The 20,251-nt window shown below is 65.1% G+C and carries 18 protein-coding genes; 10 read left to right on the top strand and 8 right to left on the bottom strand.

The annotated features are described in order from the left end of the window. Positions 1-79: 79 nt before the first annotated feature. Positions 80-730 carry a squalene/phytoene synthase family protein gene (locus tag C8J24_RS13175; protein WP_244180712.1) on the bottom strand — a complete coding sequence of 217 codons (651 nt, stop codon included), beginning with the start codon at positions 728-730 and terminating at the stop codon, positions 80-82. Between C8J24_RS13175 and C8J24_RS13170 the strand changes: the two genes are divergently transcribed. Genes C8J24_RS13170 through C8J24_RS13160 form a run of 3 tightly spaced genes read left to right on the top strand, consistent with a single transcriptional unit; the run spans position 716 to position 3,761 of the window. After that, positions 716-2,491 (top strand): TadE/TadG family type IV pilus assembly protein, encoded by a 1,776-nt coding sequence (locus tag C8J24_RS13170; protein ID WP_107933058.1) that lies wholly within the window; start codon positions 716-718, stop codon positions 2,489-2,491. The genes C8J24_RS13175 and C8J24_RS13170 overlap by 15 nt on opposite strands. Then, a complete protein-coding gene (locus C8J24_RS13165) occupies positions 2,488-3,114 on the top strand; it encodes a TadE/TadG family type IV pilus assembly protein (RefSeq protein WP_167396762.1) in 627 nt (208 codons plus the stop codon). The genes C8J24_RS13170 and C8J24_RS13165 overlap by 4 nt, the downstream gene beginning before the upstream one ends. A 38-nt stretch (positions 3,115-3,152) precedes the next feature. After that, positions 3,153-3,761 (top strand): TadE/TadG family type IV pilus assembly protein, encoded by a 609-nt coding sequence (locus C8J24_RS13160; RefSeq protein ID WP_107933054.1) that lies wholly within the window; start codon positions 3,153-3,155, stop codon positions 3,759-3,761. An 87-nt stretch (positions 3,762-3,848) separates the two neighbouring features. Here the strand turns inward: C8J24_RS13160 and C8J24_RS13155 are convergent, their stop codons facing one another. Both C8J24_RS13155 and pdhA read right to left on the bottom strand, forming a co-directional pair. Beyond that, positions 3,849-5,273 (bottom strand): pyruvate dehydrogenase complex E1 component subunit beta, encoded by a 1,425-nt coding sequence (locus tag C8J24_RS13155; RefSeq protein ID WP_107933052.1) that lies wholly within the window; start codon positions 5,271-5,273, stop codon positions 3,849-3,851. Beyond that, positions 5,273-6,322 (bottom strand): pyruvate dehydrogenase (acetyl-transferring) E1 component subunit alpha, encoded by a 1,050-nt coding sequence (pdhA, locus tag C8J24_RS13150; protein WP_031394777.1) that lies wholly within the window; start codon positions 6,320-6,322, stop codon positions 5,273-5,275. Before pdhA ends, C8J24_RS13155 begins: the two co-directional genes overlap by 1 nt. Before the next feature lie 218 nt (positions 6,323-6,540). Here pdhA and C8J24_RS13145 point away from each other — a divergent pair, with 218 nt between their 5' ends. From C8J24_RS13145 to C8J24_RS13135, 3 genes are read left to right on the top strand one after another with little or no spacing between them, the layout of a single operon-like run. Beyond that, positions 6,541-7,893: an MFS transporter gene (locus C8J24_RS13145; protein ID WP_056676181.1), complete on the top strand. Its 1,353-nt coding sequence runs from the start codon at positions 6,541-6,543 to the stop codon at positions 7,891-7,893. Continuing rightward, positions 7,890-8,810, top strand: coding sequence for a cysteine synthase A (cysK, locus tag C8J24_RS13140; RefSeq protein ID WP_031394778.1), 921 nt, complete (start codon positions 7,890-7,892; stop codon positions 8,808-8,810). The genes C8J24_RS13145 and cysK overlap by 4 nt, the downstream gene beginning before the upstream one ends. A 5-nt stretch (positions 8,811-8,815) precedes the next feature. After that, the gene (locus C8J24_RS13135; RefSeq protein ID WP_107934192.1) at positions 8,816-10,162 is read left to right on the top strand and encodes a cell wall hydrolase; all 1,347 of its coding nucleotides are present in this window, start codon (positions 8,816-8,818) and stop codon (positions 10,160-10,162) included. A 108-nt stretch (positions 10,163-10,270) separates the two neighbouring features. Here the strand turns inward: C8J24_RS13135 and ahcY are convergent, their stop codons facing one another. Together ahcY and C8J24_RS13125 are read right to left on the bottom strand one after the other, a co-directional pair. After that, positions 10,271-11,704, bottom strand: a complete 1,434-nt coding sequence (ahcY, locus tag C8J24_RS13130) for an adenosylhomocysteinase (protein ID WP_107933050.1) — start codon at positions 11,702-11,704, stop codon at positions 10,271-10,273. Positions 11,705-11,877: 173 nt separating this feature from the next. Then, a complete protein-coding gene (locus C8J24_RS13125) occupies positions 11,878-12,438 on the bottom strand; it encodes a YqgE/AlgH family protein (protein WP_107933048.1) in 561 nt (186 codons plus the stop codon). 109 nt (positions 12,439-12,547) lie between these two features. Between C8J24_RS13125 and C8J24_RS13120 the strand changes: the two genes are divergently transcribed. The 3 genes from C8J24_RS13120 (at position 12,548) to C8J24_RS13110 (ending at position 15,128) form a co-directional block, all read left to right on the top strand. Beyond that, positions 12,548-13,027 carry a peroxiredoxin gene (locus C8J24_RS13120; RefSeq protein WP_031394784.1) on the top strand — a complete coding sequence of 160 codons (480 nt, stop codon included), beginning with the start codon at positions 12,548-12,550 and terminating at the stop codon, positions 13,025-13,027. A gap of 121 nt (positions 13,028-13,148) precedes the next feature. After that, on the top strand, positions 13,149-14,585 hold the full coding sequence (locus C8J24_RS13115) for an AMP nucleosidase (RefSeq protein ID WP_056407650.1): 1,437 nt from the start codon (positions 13,149-13,151) through the stop codon (positions 14,583-14,585). 78 nt (positions 14,586-14,663) lie between these two features. Beyond that, the gene (locus C8J24_RS13110) at positions 14,664-15,128 is read left to right on the top strand and encodes a hypothetical protein (protein WP_107933046.1); all 465 of its coding nucleotides are present in this window, start codon (positions 14,664-14,666) and stop codon (positions 15,126-15,128) included. Positions 15,129-15,292: 164 nt separating this feature from the next. On the opposite strand, the gene C8J24_RS13105 is transcribed toward C8J24_RS13110, so the two are convergent. Both C8J24_RS13105 and C8J24_RS13100 read right to left on the bottom strand, forming a co-directional pair. Continuing rightward, a complete protein-coding gene (locus C8J24_RS13105; protein WP_107934190.1) occupies positions 15,293-17,125 on the bottom strand; it encodes a M2 family metallopeptidase in 1,833 nt (610 codons plus the stop codon). Between the two features lie 162 nt (positions 17,126-17,287). After that, complete coding sequence (locus C8J24_RS13100; protein WP_107933044.1) at positions 17,288-18,049, bottom strand: alpha/beta fold hydrolase; 762 nt, start codon at positions 18,047-18,049, stop codon at positions 17,288-17,290. Positions 18,050-18,383: 334 nt separating this feature from the next. Here C8J24_RS13100 and C8J24_RS13095 point away from each other — a divergent pair, with 334 nt between their 5' ends. Beyond that, entirely contained in the window at positions 18,384-19,025 is a 642-nt protein-coding gene (locus C8J24_RS13095; RefSeq protein WP_107934188.1) for a YitT family protein, read from the top strand. A gap of 185 nt (positions 19,026-19,210) precedes the next feature. Here C8J24_RS13095 and C8J24_RS13090 read toward each other — a convergent pair whose 3' ends face one another. Continuing rightward, positions 19,211-20,239, bottom strand: a complete 1,029-nt coding sequence (locus tag C8J24_RS13090) for an aspartate-semialdehyde dehydrogenase (RefSeq protein WP_031439890.1) — start codon at positions 20,237-20,239, stop codon at positions 19,211-19,213. Positions 20,240-20,251 lie beyond the last annotated feature (12 nt).

The following is a 20,251-nucleotide window of genomic DNA, read 5'->3' as shown; positions in this document are numbered from 1 at the left end:
CCCGGTCTCCCCCCGCCCCCGGACGTCCCCGTCCAAGCGCAAGGCTAATCCCGCCGCGCGCCGATCTCAAACGAACCGGTCAGTATCCGACCAGTCTGTGCAGCAGCAGACGGCCGACCCGCTTCGGGCTGCCAGCCGGATGCTCCGGCGCGGTAAGATCGGCCCGCGCCAGCAGTGCGAGTGCGCCGAGCGATCGTGCGCGTCGTGGCCAGCGGCCGTGGAGCGCCGTATCGAGCCGCCCGCGCGCCATCGCGGCCACGCCTGCCGCGCGTTGCGGATCCGACAGCCGCAGCGACAGATCTGCCAGCGCCCATCCCTCGCCCGCCGCCGCGATGCGATCGTCCGACACCGCCAGCAAGGATGCCGCCGCCGCGAACAGCTGTCCGCCGCGCAGACGGGCAAAGCGTTCGACCGCCGCATCGTCGAGCGGCGTTTCGAGCAGCGCCTCCCACCCCTCGGCGATCGTCGCGATCGTCGTACCGGCGACCTGCGGCGCGACATGGTGTGCGAGCGCCTGCAACACGGGCTCGGCCGGCGGCGGCGCCGTATCGAGCCGGCCGAGCGCCTCATACCACCAGGTCAGCCGCATCTGCCCGACGATCGGCTCGCGCGTCGTCTTGAGGATCGTGCCGAGCGCCGTGTCGAGCGCGAACAGCGCCTCGAGCCCGGGCCGGGTCGAGGCCGGGGCGTAGCTCAGGGCTAGCGCGCGCTCGGGATGGACGGCCGTCACGGAAGGTGCCGTCTGCGACGAGGCGGTCCCGTTAACCATATTGCTTGTGCTCCGCTTATCGACTTCCGGTGCAAGACCTGCACTTCCAATTTCGTTCGATGGCGCACAATGCGATTCTGTAGGAATAAGGCATCTTCGCCGGCCCGTGGCTTTCTAGGCAGGCTAGCTCGCGACACCAAGGGTAATGTCCTGGCAATCGTCGCGGCGGCGATCCTGCCGATGACGGCCTTTATCGGTGCCGGTGTCGATCTCAGCCGCGCCTATCTCGTGCGCACGCGACTTCAGCAGGCCTGTGACGCCGGCGTACTGGCCGGGCGGCGGGCGATGGGCGCCGGGGGGTCGCTATCCACCAGCGTTTCCGGGCAGATCGCAAGCTTCGTCAACTTCAACTTCCCGCAGACGTCATACGACACCGCGCCGTTCACGATCGCTCCCACGCTCACCAGCGCGACGGATACGATCAACCTGACGCTGTCGACGACGATGAACACCGCGATCATGCGGCTGTTCGGGACAAGCACCGTCGCGGTAACGGTCAATTGCAGTGCCCGCGACGACTATGCGAACATCGACATCGTCCTAGTTCTAGATACCACCGGCTCGATGGCCTGCGCGCCAGCACGCACGGCTTCGAGCTGCAGTACCTATGCCAATGCGCAGTTGGGAAACATCCTCCGGGTCGCCGGAAAGGACGTGACCTATGTTGCAGAAGAAGGCGCACTCGGAACGGGCAACATCTCGCGCATGCAGGGGCTGCGCAATGCGCTGAAGTCGCTTCAGGCGCAGATGGCAATCATCGAATCGCAATTTTCCGCTGCGTCCTCCAGCTCCCGCAAGCGGATTCGCTGGGCGATCGTGCCGTTCTCACAGATGACGAACCCTGGGCTCAGCACCGGTGCGACGGGAGCGACGCTCTATGCCCGCAATCCCAGCTGGTTCAATGCCAGCGGATCCTACCGCTACTCCTGGTGCGGCGCAGCGTCCACGTCCTGTGCCTACGCGCCTGCAACGACATCTCACGACGCTGACTGGATCGCCAAGAAGTGGGACGGGTGCGTCGAGGAACGTGGCACGAGCAACCTGATCACGGCCAACTCAGGCTATCAGATCCCCGGCAACCTTCCGGCGAACGCGCAGGACCTGAAATTCGACGTCGTCCCCAACAGCACGGACACACGCTGGACGATGGCCGATACGGAGGCGACCGGGGTCGCGCAATATGCCTGCCCCAAGGCAATGCGCGAGCTCGCGCCGATGACGGCAAACGCGTTCAATGACTATTTCGCGTTCAACACCGGCTTTGTTGCGAACGGCGGCACCTATCTCGATATCGGCATGTTGTGGGCGGCACGGCTGTTGTCGCGAAACGGATTATGGGGAAGTGACAATCCGGCAATCTACAATGGCTTCCCGGTCAAACGCTATGTCATCCTGATGACCGACGGCGAGATGGACACCGGCAACGTCGGCTATGGAGCCTATGCGCAAGAGCTGTTCTGGAGGCGCATTACGAACAACGGCAACCGCGACACGTCGGATGAAAACCACGAAAAGCGTCTGCTGATGACCTGCGACGCGATCAAGAATATGGAAGCGGAAATCTACGCGATCTCCTTCGGCAACGGATCGACCCTGTCTGCTGCGCTTCAGGCCTGTTCGTCGGGCGCCGGCTATGGCTATCGCGCCGCGGACAGCGATGCGCTCAACAAGGCGTTCCAGGACATCGGCGAGAATATCGGGTCGCTGAGGCTCTCGCGGTGAGATACCGCCCCTTCACGGCAATCGCCAAGAATCAACGCGGTGCGACGGTAACCGAGTTCGCACTGATCCTTGCCCCGCTCTGCGTGATGATCATGGGAACGATGGAGGTCGGCTATCAGGCCTATGTCCGGTCCGTCACGCTTGGCGCAGTCGAGACGCTGACCCGTGCGGTTACGCTGCAGAATGCCGATGCGAGCGTCGGCGAGACCGAACTGCGCGCGCAGATCCGACGCGTCGCGCCCTCCGCCACGGTGGACATCGTGCGCGGTAGCGTGAACCGGTATAACAGCTTCGGCTCGCTCGAGCGTCTGACGCAGGATCTCAACAACAACGGCATTCTTGACGGTCCTGTCGATACCGATGGTAATGGCGTGAAGGACAAGTCGGATTGTTGGGAAGACGTCGACAATAACGGTGTCCGCAACATCGTGACCACGGGCGCAAATTCGATCGGCGGGGCCGACGACATCGTTAAATATACTGTCACGGTGACATATGACCGGCTGCTGCCGATCAACCGCTTTATCGGCGGATCGTCGCGCACCGGCACGCAGGCGAGCACGGTGGTTCGCCGCCAACCGTTCGAAGCGCAGACCGCCCCAACCATCCGGTGTAAATCGTGATCACCTCCCCCAAACTACGCCCAACGCGACGGCGCGCCATGGCAATTCTCGGCGATCGGTCCGGCATCGCGCTGACGGAATTCGCGCTGGCATTACCGATTTTCGTCGGCCTGACGATGGTCGGGATGGAAACCGTCAATCTTGCTTATGCATCGCAGAAAGTCGGTGACGTCGCGACACTCACGACGGACCAGATCGCGCGCATACGGATCGGCATCAGCGAGGGCGACATCACCGAGTCACTGAATGGCATCAAGGACATCGGATCGACGATGGGCTTCGCCGCAAACGGCCGCATCATCGTTTCGAGCGTGCAGCCGGTCCTGGATTCGGCCGGCACGGTGACCAATCAAAGGATCCGATGGCAACGCTGTTCGGGCGCGCTGGCGGTGGCGTCGTCCTATGGCGCTGCCGGCGCGTCGTTGGGTGTTGCGGGAATCGGACCATCTGGGCGCAAGATCGCCGCGGGTCCCAACGACGAAGTCATCTTCGTTGAGGTCGTCTATGCCTATCAGCCGCTCATCTCGAACAGTTTTCTCGGTGCGCGCACATTGCGATCGATCACCGGGATGACGGTACGCGAGCGTAAGGTCAACGACGTGCAATCGACAGGCACCGCCTCGCCTTGCACTCAGTTCAGCGCCTGACGGCGTCGGTTCGCGAAAACTCCACGAAACGGCCTTGGGGCTGGGCGGCAGACACCGCACGCAGCCCCTCGCTCGAACGGCAAGCCGTTACCGGTACGTCACCTTCTTCGCCGCATCGACGACCTTGGCGACATCGACCAGCATCAGTTTTTCGAGGTTCGCCGCATAGGGCATCGGCACGTCCTCGTTGGTCACGCGCAGCACTGGCGCGTCGAGGTCGTCGAAGCCATGCTCCATCACCACCGACACGATTTCGGACGCGATCGAGCAGGTTGCCCAGTTTTCCTCGACGATGATCATGCGGTTGGTCTTGGCGAGGCTTTTCAGCACCGTGTCGGTGTCGAGCGGGCGCAGCGTGCGCAGGTCGATGACCTCCGCGTCGATGCCCTCCTCGGCGAGCTTCTCGGCGGCTTCGAGGCTGATGCCCACACCGATCGAATAGCTGACGATCGTCACGTCCTTGCCCTCGCGGACGATGCGCGCCTTGCCGATCGGCAGGACATGGTCGTCGAGCTTGGGGACGTCGAAGCTGCGGCCGTACATCAGCTCGTTCTCGAGGAACACGACCGGATCGTCGGTGCGGATCGCCGCCTTCAGCAGGCCCTTGGCATCCGCCGCGTCATAGGGCGCGATCACGATCAGGCCGGGGACGCTCGCATACCATGCTGCGAAGTTGTGCGAATGCTGTGCACCAACGCGTGACGCCGCGCCGTTGGGACCGCGGAACACGATCGGGCAACGCATCTGGCCGCCCGACATGTAGTTGGTCTTGGCCGCCGAGTTGATGATGTGATCGATCGCCTGCAACGCGAAGTTGAAGGTCATGAACTCGACGATCGGGCGGAGGCCACCCATCGCCGCGCCTGCACCGATACCGGCAAAGCCGTATTCGGTGATCGGCGTGTCGATCACGCGGCGCTCGCCGAACTCGTCGAGCAGCCCCTGGGTCACCTTGTACGCGCCCTGATACTGCGCGACTTCCTCGCCCATCACGAAGACGCGGTCGTCCTCGCGCATTTCCTCGGCCATCGCATCGCGCAGCGCCTCGCGGACGGTCGTCTTGACCATCTCGGTACCCTCCGGGATCGCCGGATCGGTCTTGCCGAACTTCTCCGCCGACGCGACGAGCTGCTGCGTCCCGCTCTCGGCCTTGGCAGGCGACGCGCCTTCGGGCACCGGCGGCGCCTTGTCGTCCGACGGCGTCTCCTTCGGCGCGGCGTTGGCGGCTTCGCCCGCGCGCGCTTCGGTCGGCGCGCTGTCGGCGCTTTCGCCCTCTTCGAGCAGCGTCGCGATGACGGTGCCGACCTTCACATTGTCGGTACCTTCGGCAACCATGATCTTGCCGATCGTGCCTTCGTCGACCGCCTCGAACTCCATCGTCGCCTTGTCGGTCTCGATCTCGGCCATGATGTCGCCGGACTTGACGCTATCGCCTTCCTTGACGAGCCACTTCGCGAGCGTGCCCTCTTCCATCGTCGGGGAGAGCGCGGGCATCTTGATCTCGATCGCCATCAGTACGACTCCACCAGAACGTCGGTGTAGAGCTCGGCGACATCCGGCTCGGGGGTCTGCTCGGCGAAATCGGCGGCTTCGTTCACGGTCTTCCTGATCTCTTGTTCGATGGACTTCAGGTCCGCCTCGGTCACGCCCTGCTCGTCGAGCAGCTTCTTGATGTGATCGATCGGGTCGGACTTGTCGCGGACCGCCTGGACCTCGTCACGCGTACGGTATTTCGCCGGATCGGACATCGAGTGGCCACGATAGCGATAGGTCTTCATCTCGAGGATGACCGGGCCCTTGCCCGCGCGGACCCAGGCGATCGCCTCTTCAGCGGCCCCGCGGCACGCCAGCACGTCCATGCCGTCGACCTGGATGCCGGGAATGCGGAACGATTCGCCGCGGCGATAGAGCTGGTCCTCGGCCGAGGCGCGATTGACGCTCGTGCCCATGGCGTACTGGTTGTTCTCGATCACGAAGATGATCGGGAGCTTCCACAGCTCGGCCATGTTGAAGCTCTCATACACCTGGCCCTGGTTTGCGGCGCCGTCGCCGAAATAGGCCATGCAGATGCCGCCGTCGTTCGAATATTTATGCTTGAACGCGAGGCCGGTGCCCAGCGACACCTGCGCGCCGACGATGCCGTGCCCGCCGTAGAATTTATGCTCGGTCGAGAACATGTGCATCGACCCGCCCTTGCCCTTCGAGATGCCCGAGCCGCGCCCGGTCAGCTCGGCCATGATCACCTTCGGGTCGATCCCGTAGGCGAGCATGTGGCCGTGGTCGCGATAGCCGGTGATGACCGAATCGGTCTCGCCGTCGAGCGCGGACTGCAGGCCGACGGCGACGGCTTCCTGGCCGATGTACAGATGGCAGAAGCCGCCGATCAGGCCGAGACCGTAAAGCTGGCCCGCCTTTTCCTCGAAACGCCGGATCAGCAGCATCTGCTTGTAGAAGGCGAGCAGCTCGTCCTTGCTGGCCTCATAGGGCTTGGGTTCGGCTGGCCGTTCACGGTTGGTGATCGGGGGCTCGGCGATTGCACGTGCTGGGGGGGCTTTGGCCACGATGTGGGAAACCTCGTTTTCCGTAGGGGAGTTGCCGCAGCCTATAGGCGCGGACGGGGCCGAACATCAATTCCCGTCTGGGGTATGCGATTTTGCGACTGTCCCGCGAGCTTCGATCCGTCGCGCCTGACACGCGGGCCGTCGCCCCCGCCCCTATCCCCGCCCCAAGCAAAGCTCCGGTTGCCCTTCCCGCGCCCGACCCCCTAAAGCCCGGGACAATGAATCCTACGATCGACCCGCATCAGCATCCCTTCCGGATCGCCAATTTTCGCGCCTATTGGCTGTCGCGGTTCGCCGGCACGATCGCGGTCAGCGCGATGTCGATCGTCATCGGCTGGCAGGTCTACAACCTGGCGCGCGAAACGATGGACATCCGCCAGGCGGCGTTCATGCTCGGGATGATCGGCTTTGCGCAGTTCGTGCCGCTGTTCCTGCTGACCCCGATCACCGGGCTCGTCGCGGACAGCTTCGACCGGCGCTGGATCGTCCGCGGCACGACGACGCTGCTGGTGCTCACCGCCGCGACGCTCTGGCTGCTGACCTGGTCCGGCCATCTCACGCTCGGCGCACTGTTCGCCGCCGCGGTCGCCTTCGGCGTCGCGCGCGCCTTTTCCGGCCCGGCCTATTCGGCGCTCGCGCCCAATCTCGTGCCCCGGGCTGTGCTCCCCACCGCGATCGCGATCAGCTCGATCGCGTGGCAGGTCGGAACGATCGCAGGCCCCAGCGTCGGTGGGTTGCTCTACGCGATCCATCCCGAGGTCGCTTACGGCGTGGCCACGCTGCTCTTCCTTGTCGCGCTGGTGTTCATGTTCCTGATCGGCCCGGTGGCACAGCCCGCCGCGCAGACCGACCATCGCCCCCTCGCGCGGATCATCGAGGGCTTCACCTATGTCCGCCGCAACCGGCTGGTGCTCGCGACGATCACGCTCGACCTTTTCGCGGTACTGCTGGCGGGTGCCACGTCGCTGTTGCCGGTCTATGCCCGGGATATCCTGCATGTCGGGTCGCAGGGGCTCGGCGTGCTCGCCGCGGGCATGGGGATCGGTGCCGCGGTCACCGCGATCTGGTTCTCGATTCGACCGATGTCGCGCAATGTCGGGGTCAAGATGCTGGTCGCGGTGATCGTGTTCGGTATCGCGATCCTCACCTTCGGGGTCGCGACGCCGATCGTCGAGCTGATCGGGCTCACCCCCGGCACGATTGCGGGGTTCCCCATCCATCCCGCGTTCGTCCTCAGCCTCGTTGCGCTGATCGTCGCGGGCGGTGCGGACATGATCTCGGTCTATGTCCGCCAGTCCCTCATCCAGCTGCACACCCCCGACGTAATGCGCGGCCGCGTCAGCGCGGTGTCGCAGCTGACGATCTCGGCCTCGAACGAGCTCGGCGAATTCGAAAGCGGGGTGATGGCGTCGCTGCTCGGCCCCGTCGGCGCAGTGGTGTTCGGCGGGGTTGGTGCTATTGCCGTCACGATCGGCTGGGCGCGCCTGTTCCCGGAACTCGGGGCGGCGAAGACCTTTGATCCCCCCGAGATCCTAGAGACCGAACCACAGCACGGAGAAGCCAAGCCATGAAAGCCTCCTCGATCCTGGACACGATCGGCAACACGCCGCACGTCCGCCTGTCGAAGCTCTTCCCCGATTCCGAAGTCTGGGTGAAATCCGAACGGTCGAATCCTGGCGGTTCGATCAAGGACCGTATCGCGCTGGCGATGATCGAGGCCGCCGAAAAGGCCGGCGACCTCAAGCCCGGCGGCACGATCATCGAGCCGACCAGCGGCAACACCGGCGTCGGCCTGGCGATGGTGGCAGCGGTCAAGGGCTACAAGCTGATCCTCGTGATGCCCGAGAGCATGAGCGTCGAGCGTCGGCGTCTGATGCTCGCTTATGGTGCGACCTTCGACCTGACCCCGCGCGAGAAGGGCATGAAGGGCGCGATCGAACGCGCGCGCGAGCGCGTCGCCGAAACGCCCGGCGCCTGGATGCCGCAGCAGTTCGAAAATCCTGCGAACATCGACGTGCATGTCCGCACGACCGCACAGGAAATCCTCCAGGATTTCCGGGATACGCCGATCGACGTGATCATCACGGGCGTCGGCACCGGCGGCCACATCACGGGCGTCGCCGAGGCACTGAAGGCGCACTGGCCCGAACTGAAGGTCTATGCGGTCGAGCCCGCCGCCTCGCCGGTGATCGCCGGTGGCCAGCCGGGCCCGCATCCGATCCAGGGCATCGGCGCAGGGTTCATCCCAGCCAATCTCCACACCCAGGCGATCGACGGCGTGATCGAAGTCGATGCCGCTGTCGCCAAGGACATGGCACGCCGATCGGCGGCCGAAGAGGGCATGCTGGTCGGGATTAGCTCGGGCGCGACGCTGGCCGCGATCCTGCAGAAGCTCCCTGATCTTCCCGACGACGTCCGCGTCCTCGGCTTCAACTATGATACCGGCGAGCGCTATCTGTCCGTGCCGGACTTCCTTCCGGAGCAGTGACGACGATGACCGATGCGCGTGGCGCCGTTTATCTGCGCGTGTCGGTACTCGCGATCGCGGCCGCGGCGATCGTCGGGCCGACGCTCGTCGTGACCAATCCCCCGGCGCTACCGCACCCGGCACGCGCCGCGATGCCGAAGCAGCGCGTCGTGCCCCAGGCCGAGCTGCCCCCGGTCGAGCCGGTCCGGTTCGTCGACCTCGCGCCCGAGGACGCGCGGGCGTTCAACGCCACGGTGCCGTTCTCGACCGATCCGAACCCCGCTGCACGGCCGTTCCGCTTCGCCGGTACCGCAGACGACCTCGCACGCGCGACCGACTGCCTCGCGGCCGGCACGCTGTACGAGGCGGGGGACGACACGGTCGGCGAGCGCGCCGTCGCGCAGGTCGTGCTGAACCGCCTGCGTCATCCCGCCTTCCCGAAAACCGTCTGCGGGGTTGTATTCGAAGGCGAGACGCGCGCGACGGGATGCCAGTTCAGCTTCAGCTGCGACGGCGCGCTGCTCCGCTGGAAGCCCTCCGACGACGCCTGGCGCCGGGCCCGCAGCGTCGCGACCGCCGCATTGTCAGGCAATGTCTATCGACCGGTCGGCTATGCCACGCATTACCACACCGACTGGGTCGTCCCCTATTGGCAGTCGAGCCTCGACAAGATCGTCGCGGTCGGGTCACACCTGTTCTTCCGTTGGTCGGGCTGGTGGGGCACGCCCCCAGCCTTCCGGCGCGCGCCCGAGCAGGGCGAACCGGTCATCGCGCAGCTCGCACCTATTTCGGAGGCGCACCGCACCGCCGCCGCGCTGTCTGAAGCCGATGCCGCGATTGCCGAAGCATCCGCCGCGCTCGGCTTCGCACTGGGCGATGACGCGGTCGCCGGTGACGGCGCGAACGCGGCCTCGACGCCTTTCGCGACGGCCGAGGGCGATACGGTGCTGATGACCTTCTCGCCCGGCGTGCTCCCCAACGCCTACCCGACGCTCGCGACGATCGCCTGCGGCGACCGTGCCTTTTGCCGGTTCATGGCATGGTCCGACAAAACCAAGGCCGCAACGTCCACGCCGCTGACGCCGGCACAGAGCGCGGCGATCACGTTCAGCTATCTGCGCGATCGCTCGGCCGATTACGAAAAGGCGTTGTGGAACTGCCAGCAGGTCCGCCGACCCGATCCATCGCAATGCATGCGCCCGCGACAGACGCTGCGCGCGGCCCCCGCGGCGGCGGACAAGGCAGCACCCCCGGCGGATGCGCCACAGGAGCTCGACGGTGTGCGGCGCAAGACGCCCGCCACGCCAGCGGCGGCCACAGCCCCGGCGTTGAAGCCGGACGTCAGGAAAGCACCGCAAGCGACCGAGATGTAACGGAAAGACTGGCATACCAGTCGCCGCGCAACAGTCAGATCCAAAAAAAAAGGCCGCGTCCACCCTTCGGTAGACGCGGCCTTTTTCCGCTTCAGATCGCGTGGGCGATCAGTAGCGATAGTGATCCGGCTTGAACGGGCCTTCGACGGGCACGCCGATGTAACCGGCCTGCTTCGGGGTAAGCTGCGACAGCTTCACGCCCAGCTTCTCGAGGTGCAGCGCTGCGACCTTCTCGTCGAGATGCTTCGGCAGGACATAGACTTCGTTCTTGTAGTTCTCACCCTTCGTCCAGAGCTCGATCTGCGCGAGCGTCTGGTTGGTGAACGAGGCCGACATCACGAACGACGGGTGGCCGGTGGCGCAACCCAGGTTCACGAGGCGACCCTTCGCCAGGATGATGATCTGCTTGCCGTCCGGGAACTTCACGAGGTCGGTGCCGGGCTTCACTTCGGTCCAGTCATAGTTCGACAGCGCGGCGATCTGGATCTCCGAGTCGAAGTGACCGATGTTGCAGACGATCGACATCGGCTTCATCGCCTTCATGTGATCGGCGGTGATGACGTCGGCATTGCCGGTCGCGGTGCAGAAGATGTCCGCACGCTTCACGGCGTCTTCCATCGTCACGACCTCGAAGCCCTCCATCGCCGCCTGCAGTGCGCAGATCGGATCGACTTCGGTGACCATCACGCGTGCGCCGCCGTTGCGGAGCGACTGCGCCGAACCCTTGCCGACGTCACCGAAACCGGCGACGCAGGCGACCTTGCCGGCGAGCATGACGTCGGTCGCGCGACGGATCGCGTCGACCAGCGATTCCTTGCAGCCGTAAAGGTTGTCGAACTTCGACTTGGTGACCGAGTCGTTGACGTTGATCGCGGGGAACGGCAGCTCGCCCTTCTTGGCGATCTCGTACAGCCGGTGAACGCCGGTCGTGGTCTCTTCCGAGACGCCCTTCAGGTTCTTCACGGTCTCGGTCAGATAGCCGGGGTTCTTTGCGACATACGCCTTGAGCGCACGCTGCATCTCGACCTCTTCCTCATTCTCGGGCTCGGGCATCGTGTGGCCGGCTTCGAGCTTCGCACCCCAGAGTGCGAACATCGTCGCGTCGCCACCGTCATCAAGGATGATGTTGGCGGTCTGGCCCTCGACGTCGCGATCCCACGAGAAGATGTCGCCGACATAGTTCCAATAGTCGGCGAGCGTCTCGCCCTTGATCGCGAACACCGGCACGCCCGACGCGGCGATCGCGGCGGCGGCATGGTCCTGCGTCGAGAAGATGTTGCACGTCGCCCAGCGGACGTCGGCGCCGAGCGCGGTCAGCGTCTCGATCAGCACCGCGGTCTGGATCGTCATGTGCAGCGAACCGGTGATGCGCGCGCCCTTGAGCGGCTGCGCCGCGCCGAATTCCTCGCGGAGCGACATCAGGCCCGGCATTTCGGTTTCGGCAATGTTGATCTCGGCGCGGCCGAAATCGGCAAGGCTGATGTCGGCGACGACGTAATCGGTCTTGCCGTCCGTCTTCTTGGGCGCGAGCGTGGTGGCCACGAGGATATCTCCTGGAAATCTTTGATCGGCGGGCCTCATGCCCGTGCCGGATGCAGGGCCGCATAGAGGAACGGGCCGCTCAAATCAAATATAAAGATATCTTTATATGATGCCCGAAACGGTCCTCGCCGCGCTAGAATGTCATCTTGACCCGCGGATGCGCGCGGCGATCGTCACGCCGTGCCGGTATCCGCCACCAGCAGCCGCGGGTCGACCCCGGCCCGCTCGAACGCCCTGCGCCAGCGCTCATCCGCGTTCGTGTCGAACACCAGATCGGCAGCGCCGGCGACGTTGAACCAGCCGGGACGTGCGAGTTCGCCCTCAATCTGCCCACTGTCCCATCCCGCATAGCCGAGCGCGACGACCCATTGCGACGGCCCCTTCCCCTCCGCGATCGCGCGGAGCACGTCGATCGTGCTCGACAAGGCCCAGAGCCCTGCGACCTCGATCGTGTCCTGCCCGCCCCAGTCGCACGAATGAATGACGAAGCCGCGTCGCGGTTCGACCGGGCCGCCGAAATGTACCGGAGCATTGGGCGCGTCGCCGGGTGCGATCTCGAACTGGTCGAGCAGATCGTGAAAGCCGAGCCCGTCGACGGTGGCGCCGAGACCAATCCCGAGCGCGCCGTTTTCATCATGACTGCACATTGCGATCACCGCGCGGGCGAACCGCGGATCGCTCATCCCCGGCATCGCAAGGAGGAGTTGCCCGGAAAGAAAAGCCGTCTTGTCCATGCCCTAGACCATAGCGTCGCGACGGCCCCGCCGCCACGCTTGAAATCGCGCGCCTCCCATACGAGGTACCGTCCGCCCGGGACGATCTCGCGGCGACAGGAGAATTTCCATGACGATCAGCGTCGGCGACCGGCTTCCCAACACCACTCTCGTCAAGGCCACCGCGGACGGCCCCGATCAGGTCGAGTCCGAGACCTTCTTCGCGGGCCGCAGGGTCGCGCTCTTCGCGGTCCCCGGCGCGTTCACTCCGACCTGCTCGGCCAAGCACCTGCCGGGCTTCGTCGAAAAGGAAGCCGCACTGAAGGCCAAGGGCATCGACGAGGTCGCCTGCACCTCGGTCAATGACGCGTTCGTGATGGACGCATGGGGCAAGTCGGCTGGCGCCGGCGACATCACGCTGCTCGCGGACGGCAATGGCGATTTCGCCAAGGCGGTCGGCCTGACGATGGACGGCTCGGGCTTCGGCATGGGCACGCGCAGCCAGCGTTATTCGATGATCGTCAATGACGGCGTCGTCGAGCAGCTCAACGTCGAGGCCCCCGGCGAGTTCAAGGTCAGCTCTGCCGAGCATCTGCTCAGCGAGATCTGATCGCGTCGCGCGCCTGATTGCACGTCGCGCTCCGTCATCCCCGCGCACGCGGGAATGACGGAGCTGGCGTAGCACGCGTGCCAGTCTTGCCTCCGTAATCTCGCCCGCGTAACACTGGGCGATGACAATCGCATCCGACCTGGTCGCCGAACTCGACCGCCTCTACCGCGCCTCCGTCGCGCGGCTCCAGTCCGCCATGAGTGCGTATATCGCCGACGGTACCGTGCCCGATCCGGCAAGCCGCAGCGATGGCTCGTTTGCTTATCCCGAAATCCGGCTGATCTACAAAGGCGGCATTGACCGCCCCACGCCGCTCCGCTCGTTCGGGCGAATGGTGAATCCCGGGGAATACCGGATCAGCGTGACCAAGCCCGCGATCTTCGCCGATTATCTGACCGAACAGCTGACGCTGCTGATCGAAGATTACGACGTCGAGGTCGAGGCCGTCGAAGGGCGGCAGGAGATTCCCTTCCCCTATGTCATCGACCCCGGCCACGCGCTGAGCCTCGACGAGGTCTCCGCGACCGAGCTCGCACGATTCTTTCCCGCCACCGAGCTCGCGCATATCGGCGACGAGATCGCCGACGGGCTGTGGGTAGCGCAGGACGACACCCGCCCGCTCGCGCTGTTCGATGGGTTGCGCACCGATTTCAGTCTTGCACGGCTGCGCCATTACATGGGCACCCCTGCCGAACACGCGCAGCGCTTCGTATTGTTTACGAACTATCACCGCTATGTCGATGAATTCGTTCGCTGGGCGGGTACCCAGCTTGGCGAAGACAGCCGGTTCACGACGCTGTCGGGGGCGGGCGGGATCACGATCTCGTCCGGGGACGACATCGACAAGATCATCTCCGACAGCGCATGGCGGCGGCATCAGATGCCCGCTTATCACCTGATGGCGGACGACCGTACCGGGATCACGCTCGTCAATATCGGCGTCGGCCCGTCCAACGCCAAGACGATCTGCGACCATCTCGCGGTGCTGCGTCCCGAGGCCTGGCTGATGATCGGTCACTGCGGCGGCCTGCGTCCCAGCCAGCGGATCGGCGACTATGTGCTCGCGCATGCCTATCTGCGCGACGACCATGTGCTCGACGACGTGCTCCCGCCCGAAATCCCCGTTCCTGCGATCGCCGAAGTCCAGGTGGCGATGGCCAAGGCCGCCGAGATCGTCTCGGGCCAGTCGGGCGAGGACCTGAAGCGCCGACTGCGGACGGGGACGATCGTCACCACCGACGACCGCAACTGGGAGCTGCGCTATTCGAAATCGGCGCTGCGGTTCTCGCTGTCGCGCGCGGTCGGCATCGACATGGAATCGGCGACGATCGCCGCACAGGGCTATCGCTTCCGCGTTCCCTACGGCACGCTGCTCTGCGTCTCGGATAAGCCGCTCCACGGCGAGCTGAAGCTGCCGGGTCAGGCCAACCGCTTTTACGAACGCGCGATCAGCGAGCATCTGCGGATCGGGATCGAAACCTGCGAGCAGCTTCGCCAGGAGGGCGCCAAGCTCCACAGCCGCAAGCTGCGGGCGTTCGACGAGCCGCCGTTCCGGTAAGGCCTGCCGCGCGATTTTCGGAGCGCATCGCAGGCCGATGCGTTACGCCCGCGGGACCATTTGTGAGGGAGCATAGCCGTGGCCGACACCGACCCGCCTGAAACGGACGCCAAGAAGCCCGTCGTCACGCGCCGCCGCGCGCCGCGCAAGGCCAGTGCACCCAAGCCGGCAAAGCCAGTGGTTGCGCCGGCTGCGCCGGCACTCGACAAGCCGGCATCCGAAAAGGCGGTCCCCGTCTCGCGCAAACCCAAGCCCGCCCCCAAGCCGCGCTCGACCAAGCGCGGCACGCCGCGACCGATATCGGCGCGCAAGAAGCCGCCGCCCGTCGCCAAGCCGATCGACAAGGTCGGCGGCAAATGGGGTGCCGCCGCGATCGCGGGCGGCGTCGCGGTACTCGGCGCTGCCGCAGCGCTGCTGACGTTGCGCGGCAGCACGCCGAAGACGCCCAAACCCGCTGGCAAGCACGCGCATCAGGCGGACGGAACGGATTCGTCGAAGTCGTTCGAGGCCGGGATTGCCGACGAGGGGACGATCCCGGAATAATCGTCCCCGGGACCGTTCGACCGGTTCCACCCGCCGGCTAAGACCCGGGAGGTGCAGGGGTGCTCCCCCGCGGATGCGGAGGGCCAACTAAAATCCAAAGCGCGCTCGCGGCTCCGGCCCCCCGCTTTCGCGGGGAAACGGGGCGGTTGAATGACAGCCTTGCCTCACCAACCCGTGGGCTTGCCCTTGTTCTGCACGTCGAGCCACGCCTTGAGCGGCTTGAAATACTCGACCAGCGCCGCGCCCGACATCTCGCGGCTCCCCGTGAACACCTGCAACGCATCCGGCCACGGCTTGGACTGGCCCATGCTCAGCATCGCGTTCAGCTTCGTGCCGACCGCCTTGTTGCCGTAGAACGAGCAGCGATGCAGCGGCCCCTTCCACCCCGACTGCTCGCACGCCGCCTTGTAGAACTGGAACTGCAGCACGCGCGCGAGGAAGTAGCGCGTATAGGGCACCGCCGCCGGGATATGGTATTTCGCGCCCGCGTCGAACTTCGTCTCGTCGCGCGCGACCGGCGGCTTGATCCCCTGATATTGCAGCCGCATCTGGTCCCACGCCGCCTGATAGCCGGTCGTCGGGATCTGTCCCGAGAACACGCCCCAGCGCCATTTGTCGATCAGTAGCCCGAACGGCAGGAACGCGACCTTGTCCATCGCCTGACGCAGCAACAGTCCGATATCCTTGTCCGCGCTCGGCACGCGTGCCTGGTCGAGCAGCCCGATCTTCACCAGATAATCAGGCGTGATCGACAGCGCGACGGTATCGCCAATCGCCTCATGGAAGCCATCGTTCGCGCCGTTCTTATACAGCATCGGCTGCGCCTTGTACGCGCGCTGGTAGTAATTGTGGCCGAGCTCGTGGTGGATCGTGACGAAGTCGTCCGCATTCACCTTGGTGCACATCTTGATCCGGATATCGTCCTGGTTGTCGATATCCCAGGCCGAGGCATGGCAGATCACGTCGCGGTCCGCAGGCTTGGTGATCTGCGAACGCTTCCAGAAGGTCTCGGGCAGCGGCGCAAAGCCCAGCGATGAGTAAAACCCCTCGCCTTGCTTCACCATCTTCACCGCGTCATAGCCCTTGGCCTTCAACAGCTCGCCGGTGTCGAAGCCGAGATCGCCAGATCCCTTGGGGGCGACGATGTCGTAAATGTTGCCCCATTCCTGCGCCCACATATTGCCGAGCAGGTCGCTGCGGATCGGCCCGGTCTTCGCCTGGACCGCATCGCCATATTTCTCGTTGAGCTTCCACCGCGTATAGGTGTGCAGCGCCATGTAGAGCGGCTCGACCTCTTTCCAGATCTTGTCGGTCAGCGCGGCGAACTGCTCGGGGCTCATGTCGTAGCCCGACCGCCATAGCGCACCGACATCCTTGTAGCCGAGCTCGCGTGCGCCCTCGTTCGAGATTGCGGTCATCTTGGCATAGTCGCCGCGCATCGGTGCGCCGACCGCGTCGTTCCAGCTCGTCCACATCTCCTGCAGCTTCGCGGGATCGCGGCTCTCGCCCATCGCCGCCTCGATGTCCGAGCCGTTGATCGGCTTGCCGTCGAGCGTCCCCATGCCCTTGCCGTAGGAGGACGACATCTTCGTCGTCAGCATCGACAGCTCGTCCGATGCGCCCGGCCGCGTCGGCGCGGGCAGCGTCAGCCCCCCGCGGAGCAGGTCGAGCTTGCGCTTGGTGTCGACCGACAGGCCCGGGACATTGGCGTATTTCGCCGCACCCAGCGCATATTTCACCCCGAGATCGGTCATCTCCGCGCCCGACTTCGCCGCCAGCGCATCGGTATCGTCGGTGATGTAGGTCGCGTTCACCCACGCCACGCGCGCTGCGTCGACCGACTTGGCGGCAAAGACCTTTTCCGCCTCGGCGACGAATGCATCCGCCTGCGCGGCGGTCGGGCTGGACGCGGCAGCGGTGGCCTGAGCACCGGCCACCGACGGCACGGCGCACAGCGCGCCGGCGAGAGCAAACATCGAAACGCTGAACCGAACCATCATCATCCCCTTATCGTGAGGCCCTGATGGATGATCCGCCGCCGGATGGTCAACCCGCCAGCCACGCCCCGTCCCGTCATCCTGACGAAAGTCAGGACCCAGGGTTACCGGGGACGGCGCTGCTTGGCTCCGGGTCCTGACGTTCGTCAGGAAGACCGGGGGCTATTCAGCAAGAAAGTCCGCGATCGCCTGCCCAAGCTCGGGCTTCACCACCGCGCTCATATGCCCGCCCGGCGTCGCGACATAGCGGCCATGCGGCAGGACCGCGGCGAGATCCGGTGCCGACCCGTTATCCTCGTCCTCCGCACCGCACACCACCAGCGCCGGCTGCTCGATCGCCCTGACCGCCTCGATCGGTGTATCCGCAAAGGTCTCGAGGATCCCGAGCAATGCGACCGGATCGCCGCCCGTGGTCTTCAGGAACGCCTCGGCGAGCCACTCGGGCGTGCCCTGAACATGCTTGCCCAGATTGGTGAGGATATTGCGGAAATGCCCCGCGCGCCGCGACGTCTCGGTCAATCCGGCGAGGCCCATCCCGGAAAAGACCACGCGCCCGGGGGTCGCGCCTGTCGCCAGCATCCGCGACGTCGTCCGCGCGCCCAGCGAATAGCCGCCGAGATCATAATCGGTCAGCCCGAGATGATCGACCAGCGCATGGCCGTCGAGCGTCAGCGCATCCGCGGGGTAGAATTCCAGCCCATGCGGCTTGCCGCTCTCGCCGTGGGCGCGCAGGTCGGGCATGATCACGCGGAACCCCTTGGCCGCGATCTTGGCGGCATGGCCATAGCGGATCCAGTTGGTCTTCGCGTCGGAGAAATAGCCGTGGATCAGCACCACCGGCCGCCCCTCGCCGACCTCGCGCCACGCGATCCGCGTGCCGTCGAAGCTCTCGAAATACTGCGTCTCGGTCGGGGAATGTGCCACGGATCCAGATCCCTATAATCCTAGGATGTTGCCGCCCCCGTCCGACACACGACACCGTGCTGTCAACCGCCACGAAGAGACGCGCTCCGAGGAGTATCCGCGACCCACCGCTACGTCATCCTGACGAAAGTCAGGATCCAGAGCTACGGATGCGGCGCTTGGTATCCTGGATCCTGACTTTCGTCAGGATGACGAGCGCCCATCGTTATGGCCCCGCCGCACGACGCCATCACAAAAAGGGGTAGTGTGACACGCAAACTCCTTTAGCTAAGGGACAAGGATTGCGTCGAACGATCCATTGAGGATGCGCGAAGGGCCCGACCAAGGACCCGCAATGCCGCCATCTGCCGACGCCACCCTCCCCTCAGCCACCCTTCCCCTAGGACGGCCGCACAGCATCGCGGAGGATTTCTACGCTCTCGTCATCGGCTGCATCCTGCTGGTGATCGGGCTGGTTTTCCTGAAGGCGGCAGGGCTCGTCACCGGCGGGATCGCCGGGATCGCGCTGCTCTTGTCCTATCTGGTGCCCTTGCCGACCGGCGTGCTGTTCACGCTGATCAACCTGCCCTTCTTCCTGTTCGCGCATTACGCGATGGGCCGCCGGTTCGCGATCAAGACGATGCTGGTGAATGCCGGGATCGCCGCCTTCTCGACCTTCGCGGGCGGATCGATGCACGTCGACCAGATGCACCCGTTCTTCGCCGCGATCGTCGGCGGCACGGTGATCGGGCTCGGCATCCTCGTCCTCGCGCGGCATCAGGCCGGGGTCGGCGGCACCGGGGTCGTGACGCTGTGGCTACAGCGCACGCGTGGGTGGAATGCGGGCCGCACACAGATCGCGCTCGACGTGGTAATCCTAGCCGCGGCGATTCCCGTGGTCAGCACGGGCCAGCTTCTCTGGTCGGTACTCAGCGCGGCGGCGATCAGCCTGATCCTGATCGCCTGGCATCGGCCGGGACGGTATATTGGGCACTGATCGCAGCCATAAGACGATCCAGCGAAGCAGGATCGCATAGGGCAAGATCGGCCGACGGCGCACTCAGTGCCGGTCGACGACACGGGCTTTGCCCATGTCCGCCCACGCGGGATGACGCCCGCGATACGTCATCCCGCACTCGACGTCGGATAAGCGGAAGAAGGCTCCCCCTCCCGCTCCCCCGCTTACGCGTCCTTCTTCAGATGCCGACGACCCAGGAGCTCGGCGATCTGCACCGCGTTCAGCGCCGCACCCTTGCGCAGATTGTCCGACACGCACCACAGGTTGATGCCGTTCTCGACGGTCGAATCCTCGCGCACGCGGCTGATGAAGGTCGCGAACTCGCCGACGCATTCGATCGGCGTGATATAGCCGCCATCCTCGCGCTTATCGATCAGCATGACGCCGGGCGCCTCGCGCAGGATGTTCTGCGCCTCCTCGGCCGAGATCTCGTTCTCGAACTCGATGTTGATCGCTTCCGAATGGCCGACGAACACCGGCACGCGGACGCAGGTCGCGGTGACCTTGATCTTGGGGTCGAGGATCTTCTTGGTCTCGACCACCATCTTCCACTCTTCCTTGGTCGACCCGTCGTCGAGAAAGCTGTCGATGTGCGGGATCACGTTGAACGCGATCTGCTTGGTGAACTTCTTGGCCTCGGCCGGATCGCCGACGAAGATGTTGCGGCTCTGCTCGAACAGCTCGTCCATGCCCTGCTTGCCCGCGCCCGACACCGACTGATAGGTCGCGACGACGACGCGCTTGATCTTGGCAGCGTCATGCAGCGGCTTGAGCGCGACGACCATCTGCGCGGTCGAGCAGTTCGGGTTGGCGATGATGTTGCGAACCTTATAGCCGTCGATCGCGTCGGCATTCACTTCGGGCACGATCAGCGGCACGTCCGGATCCATCCGGTACAGCGACGAATTGTCGATCACGGTGCAGCCCGCCGCGGCGAATTTCGGCGCATAGACCGCGGTCGCCTCCGACCCGATCGCGAACAGCGCCATGTCCCAGCCGGTAGGGTCGAAATTCTCGATATTCTGACATTTGATCTGCTTGCCGGTGTCACCGAAATCGACCATCTCGCCCTGGCTGCGCGACGATGCGACGCAGGCGATCTCGTCCGCCGGAAATTCGCGCTCCGCCAGGATGTTGAGCATTTCGCGCCCGACATTGCCGGTCGCCCCTGCGACCACGATCCGATAACCCATTGTGTCGTCCCT

This window comes from Sphingomonas aerolata (genome assembly GCF_003046295.1).
Taxonomy (GTDB): Bacteria; Pseudomonadota; Alphaproteobacteria; order Sphingomonadales; family Sphingomonadaceae; genus Sphingomonas; species Sphingomonas aerolata.
The sequence above is the reverse complement of the archived record's forward strand: the minus strand, read 5'-3'. Positions and strand labels throughout refer to the sequence as shown.

What these genes read in the sequence shown, in the direction of transcription:
- C8J24_RS13170 (WP_107933058.1), top strand. Translation starts at nt 716, where the DNA reads ATGGACGGCCGTCACGGAAGGTGCCGTCTGCGACGAGGCGGTCCCGTT.
- C8J24_RS13160 (WP_107933054.1), top strand. Translation starts at nt 3,153, where the DNA reads ATGGCAATTCTCGGCGATCGGTCCGGCATCGCGCTGACGGAATTCGCG.
- C8J24_RS13155 (WP_107933052.1), bottom strand. Translation starts at nt 5,273, where the DNA reads ATGGCGATCGAGATCAAGATGCCCGCGCTCTCCCCGACGATGGAAGAG.
- C8J24_RS13145 (WP_056676181.1), top strand. Translation starts at nt 6,541, where the DNA reads ATGAATCCTACGATCGACCCGCATCAGCATCCCTTCCGGATCGCCAAT.
- cysK (WP_031394778.1), top strand. Translation starts at nt 7,890, where the DNA reads ATGAAAGCCTCCTCGATCCTGGACACGATCGGCAACACGCCGCACGTC.
- C8J24_RS13135 (WP_107934192.1), top strand. Translation starts at nt 8,816, where the DNA reads ATGACCGATGCGCGTGGCGCCGTTTATCTGCGCGTGTCGGTACTCGCG.
- C8J24_RS13125 (WP_107933048.1), bottom strand. Translation starts at nt 12,438, where the DNA reads ATGGACAAGACGGCTTTTCTTTCCGGGCAACTCCTCCTTGCGATGCCG.
- C8J24_RS13120 (WP_031394784.1), top strand. Translation starts at nt 12,548, where the DNA reads ATGACGATCAGCGTCGGCGACCGGCTTCCCAACACCACTCTCGTCAAG.
- C8J24_RS13115 (WP_056407650.1), top strand. Translation starts at nt 13,149, where the DNA reads ATGACAATCGCATCCGACCTGGTCGCCGAACTCGACCGCCTCTACCGC.
- C8J24_RS13105 (WP_107934190.1), bottom strand. Translation starts at nt 17,125, where the DNA reads ATGGTTCGGTTCAGCGTTTCGATGTTTGCTCTCGCCGGCGCGCTGTGC.
- C8J24_RS13095 (WP_107934188.1), top strand. Translation starts at nt 18,384, where the DNA reads ATGCCGCCATCTGCCGACGCCACCCTCCCCTCAGCCACCCTTCCCCTA.
- C8J24_RS13090 (WP_031439890.1), bottom strand. Translation starts at nt 20,239, where the DNA reads ATGGGTTATCGGATCGTGGTCGCAGGGGCGACCGGCAATGTCGGGCGC.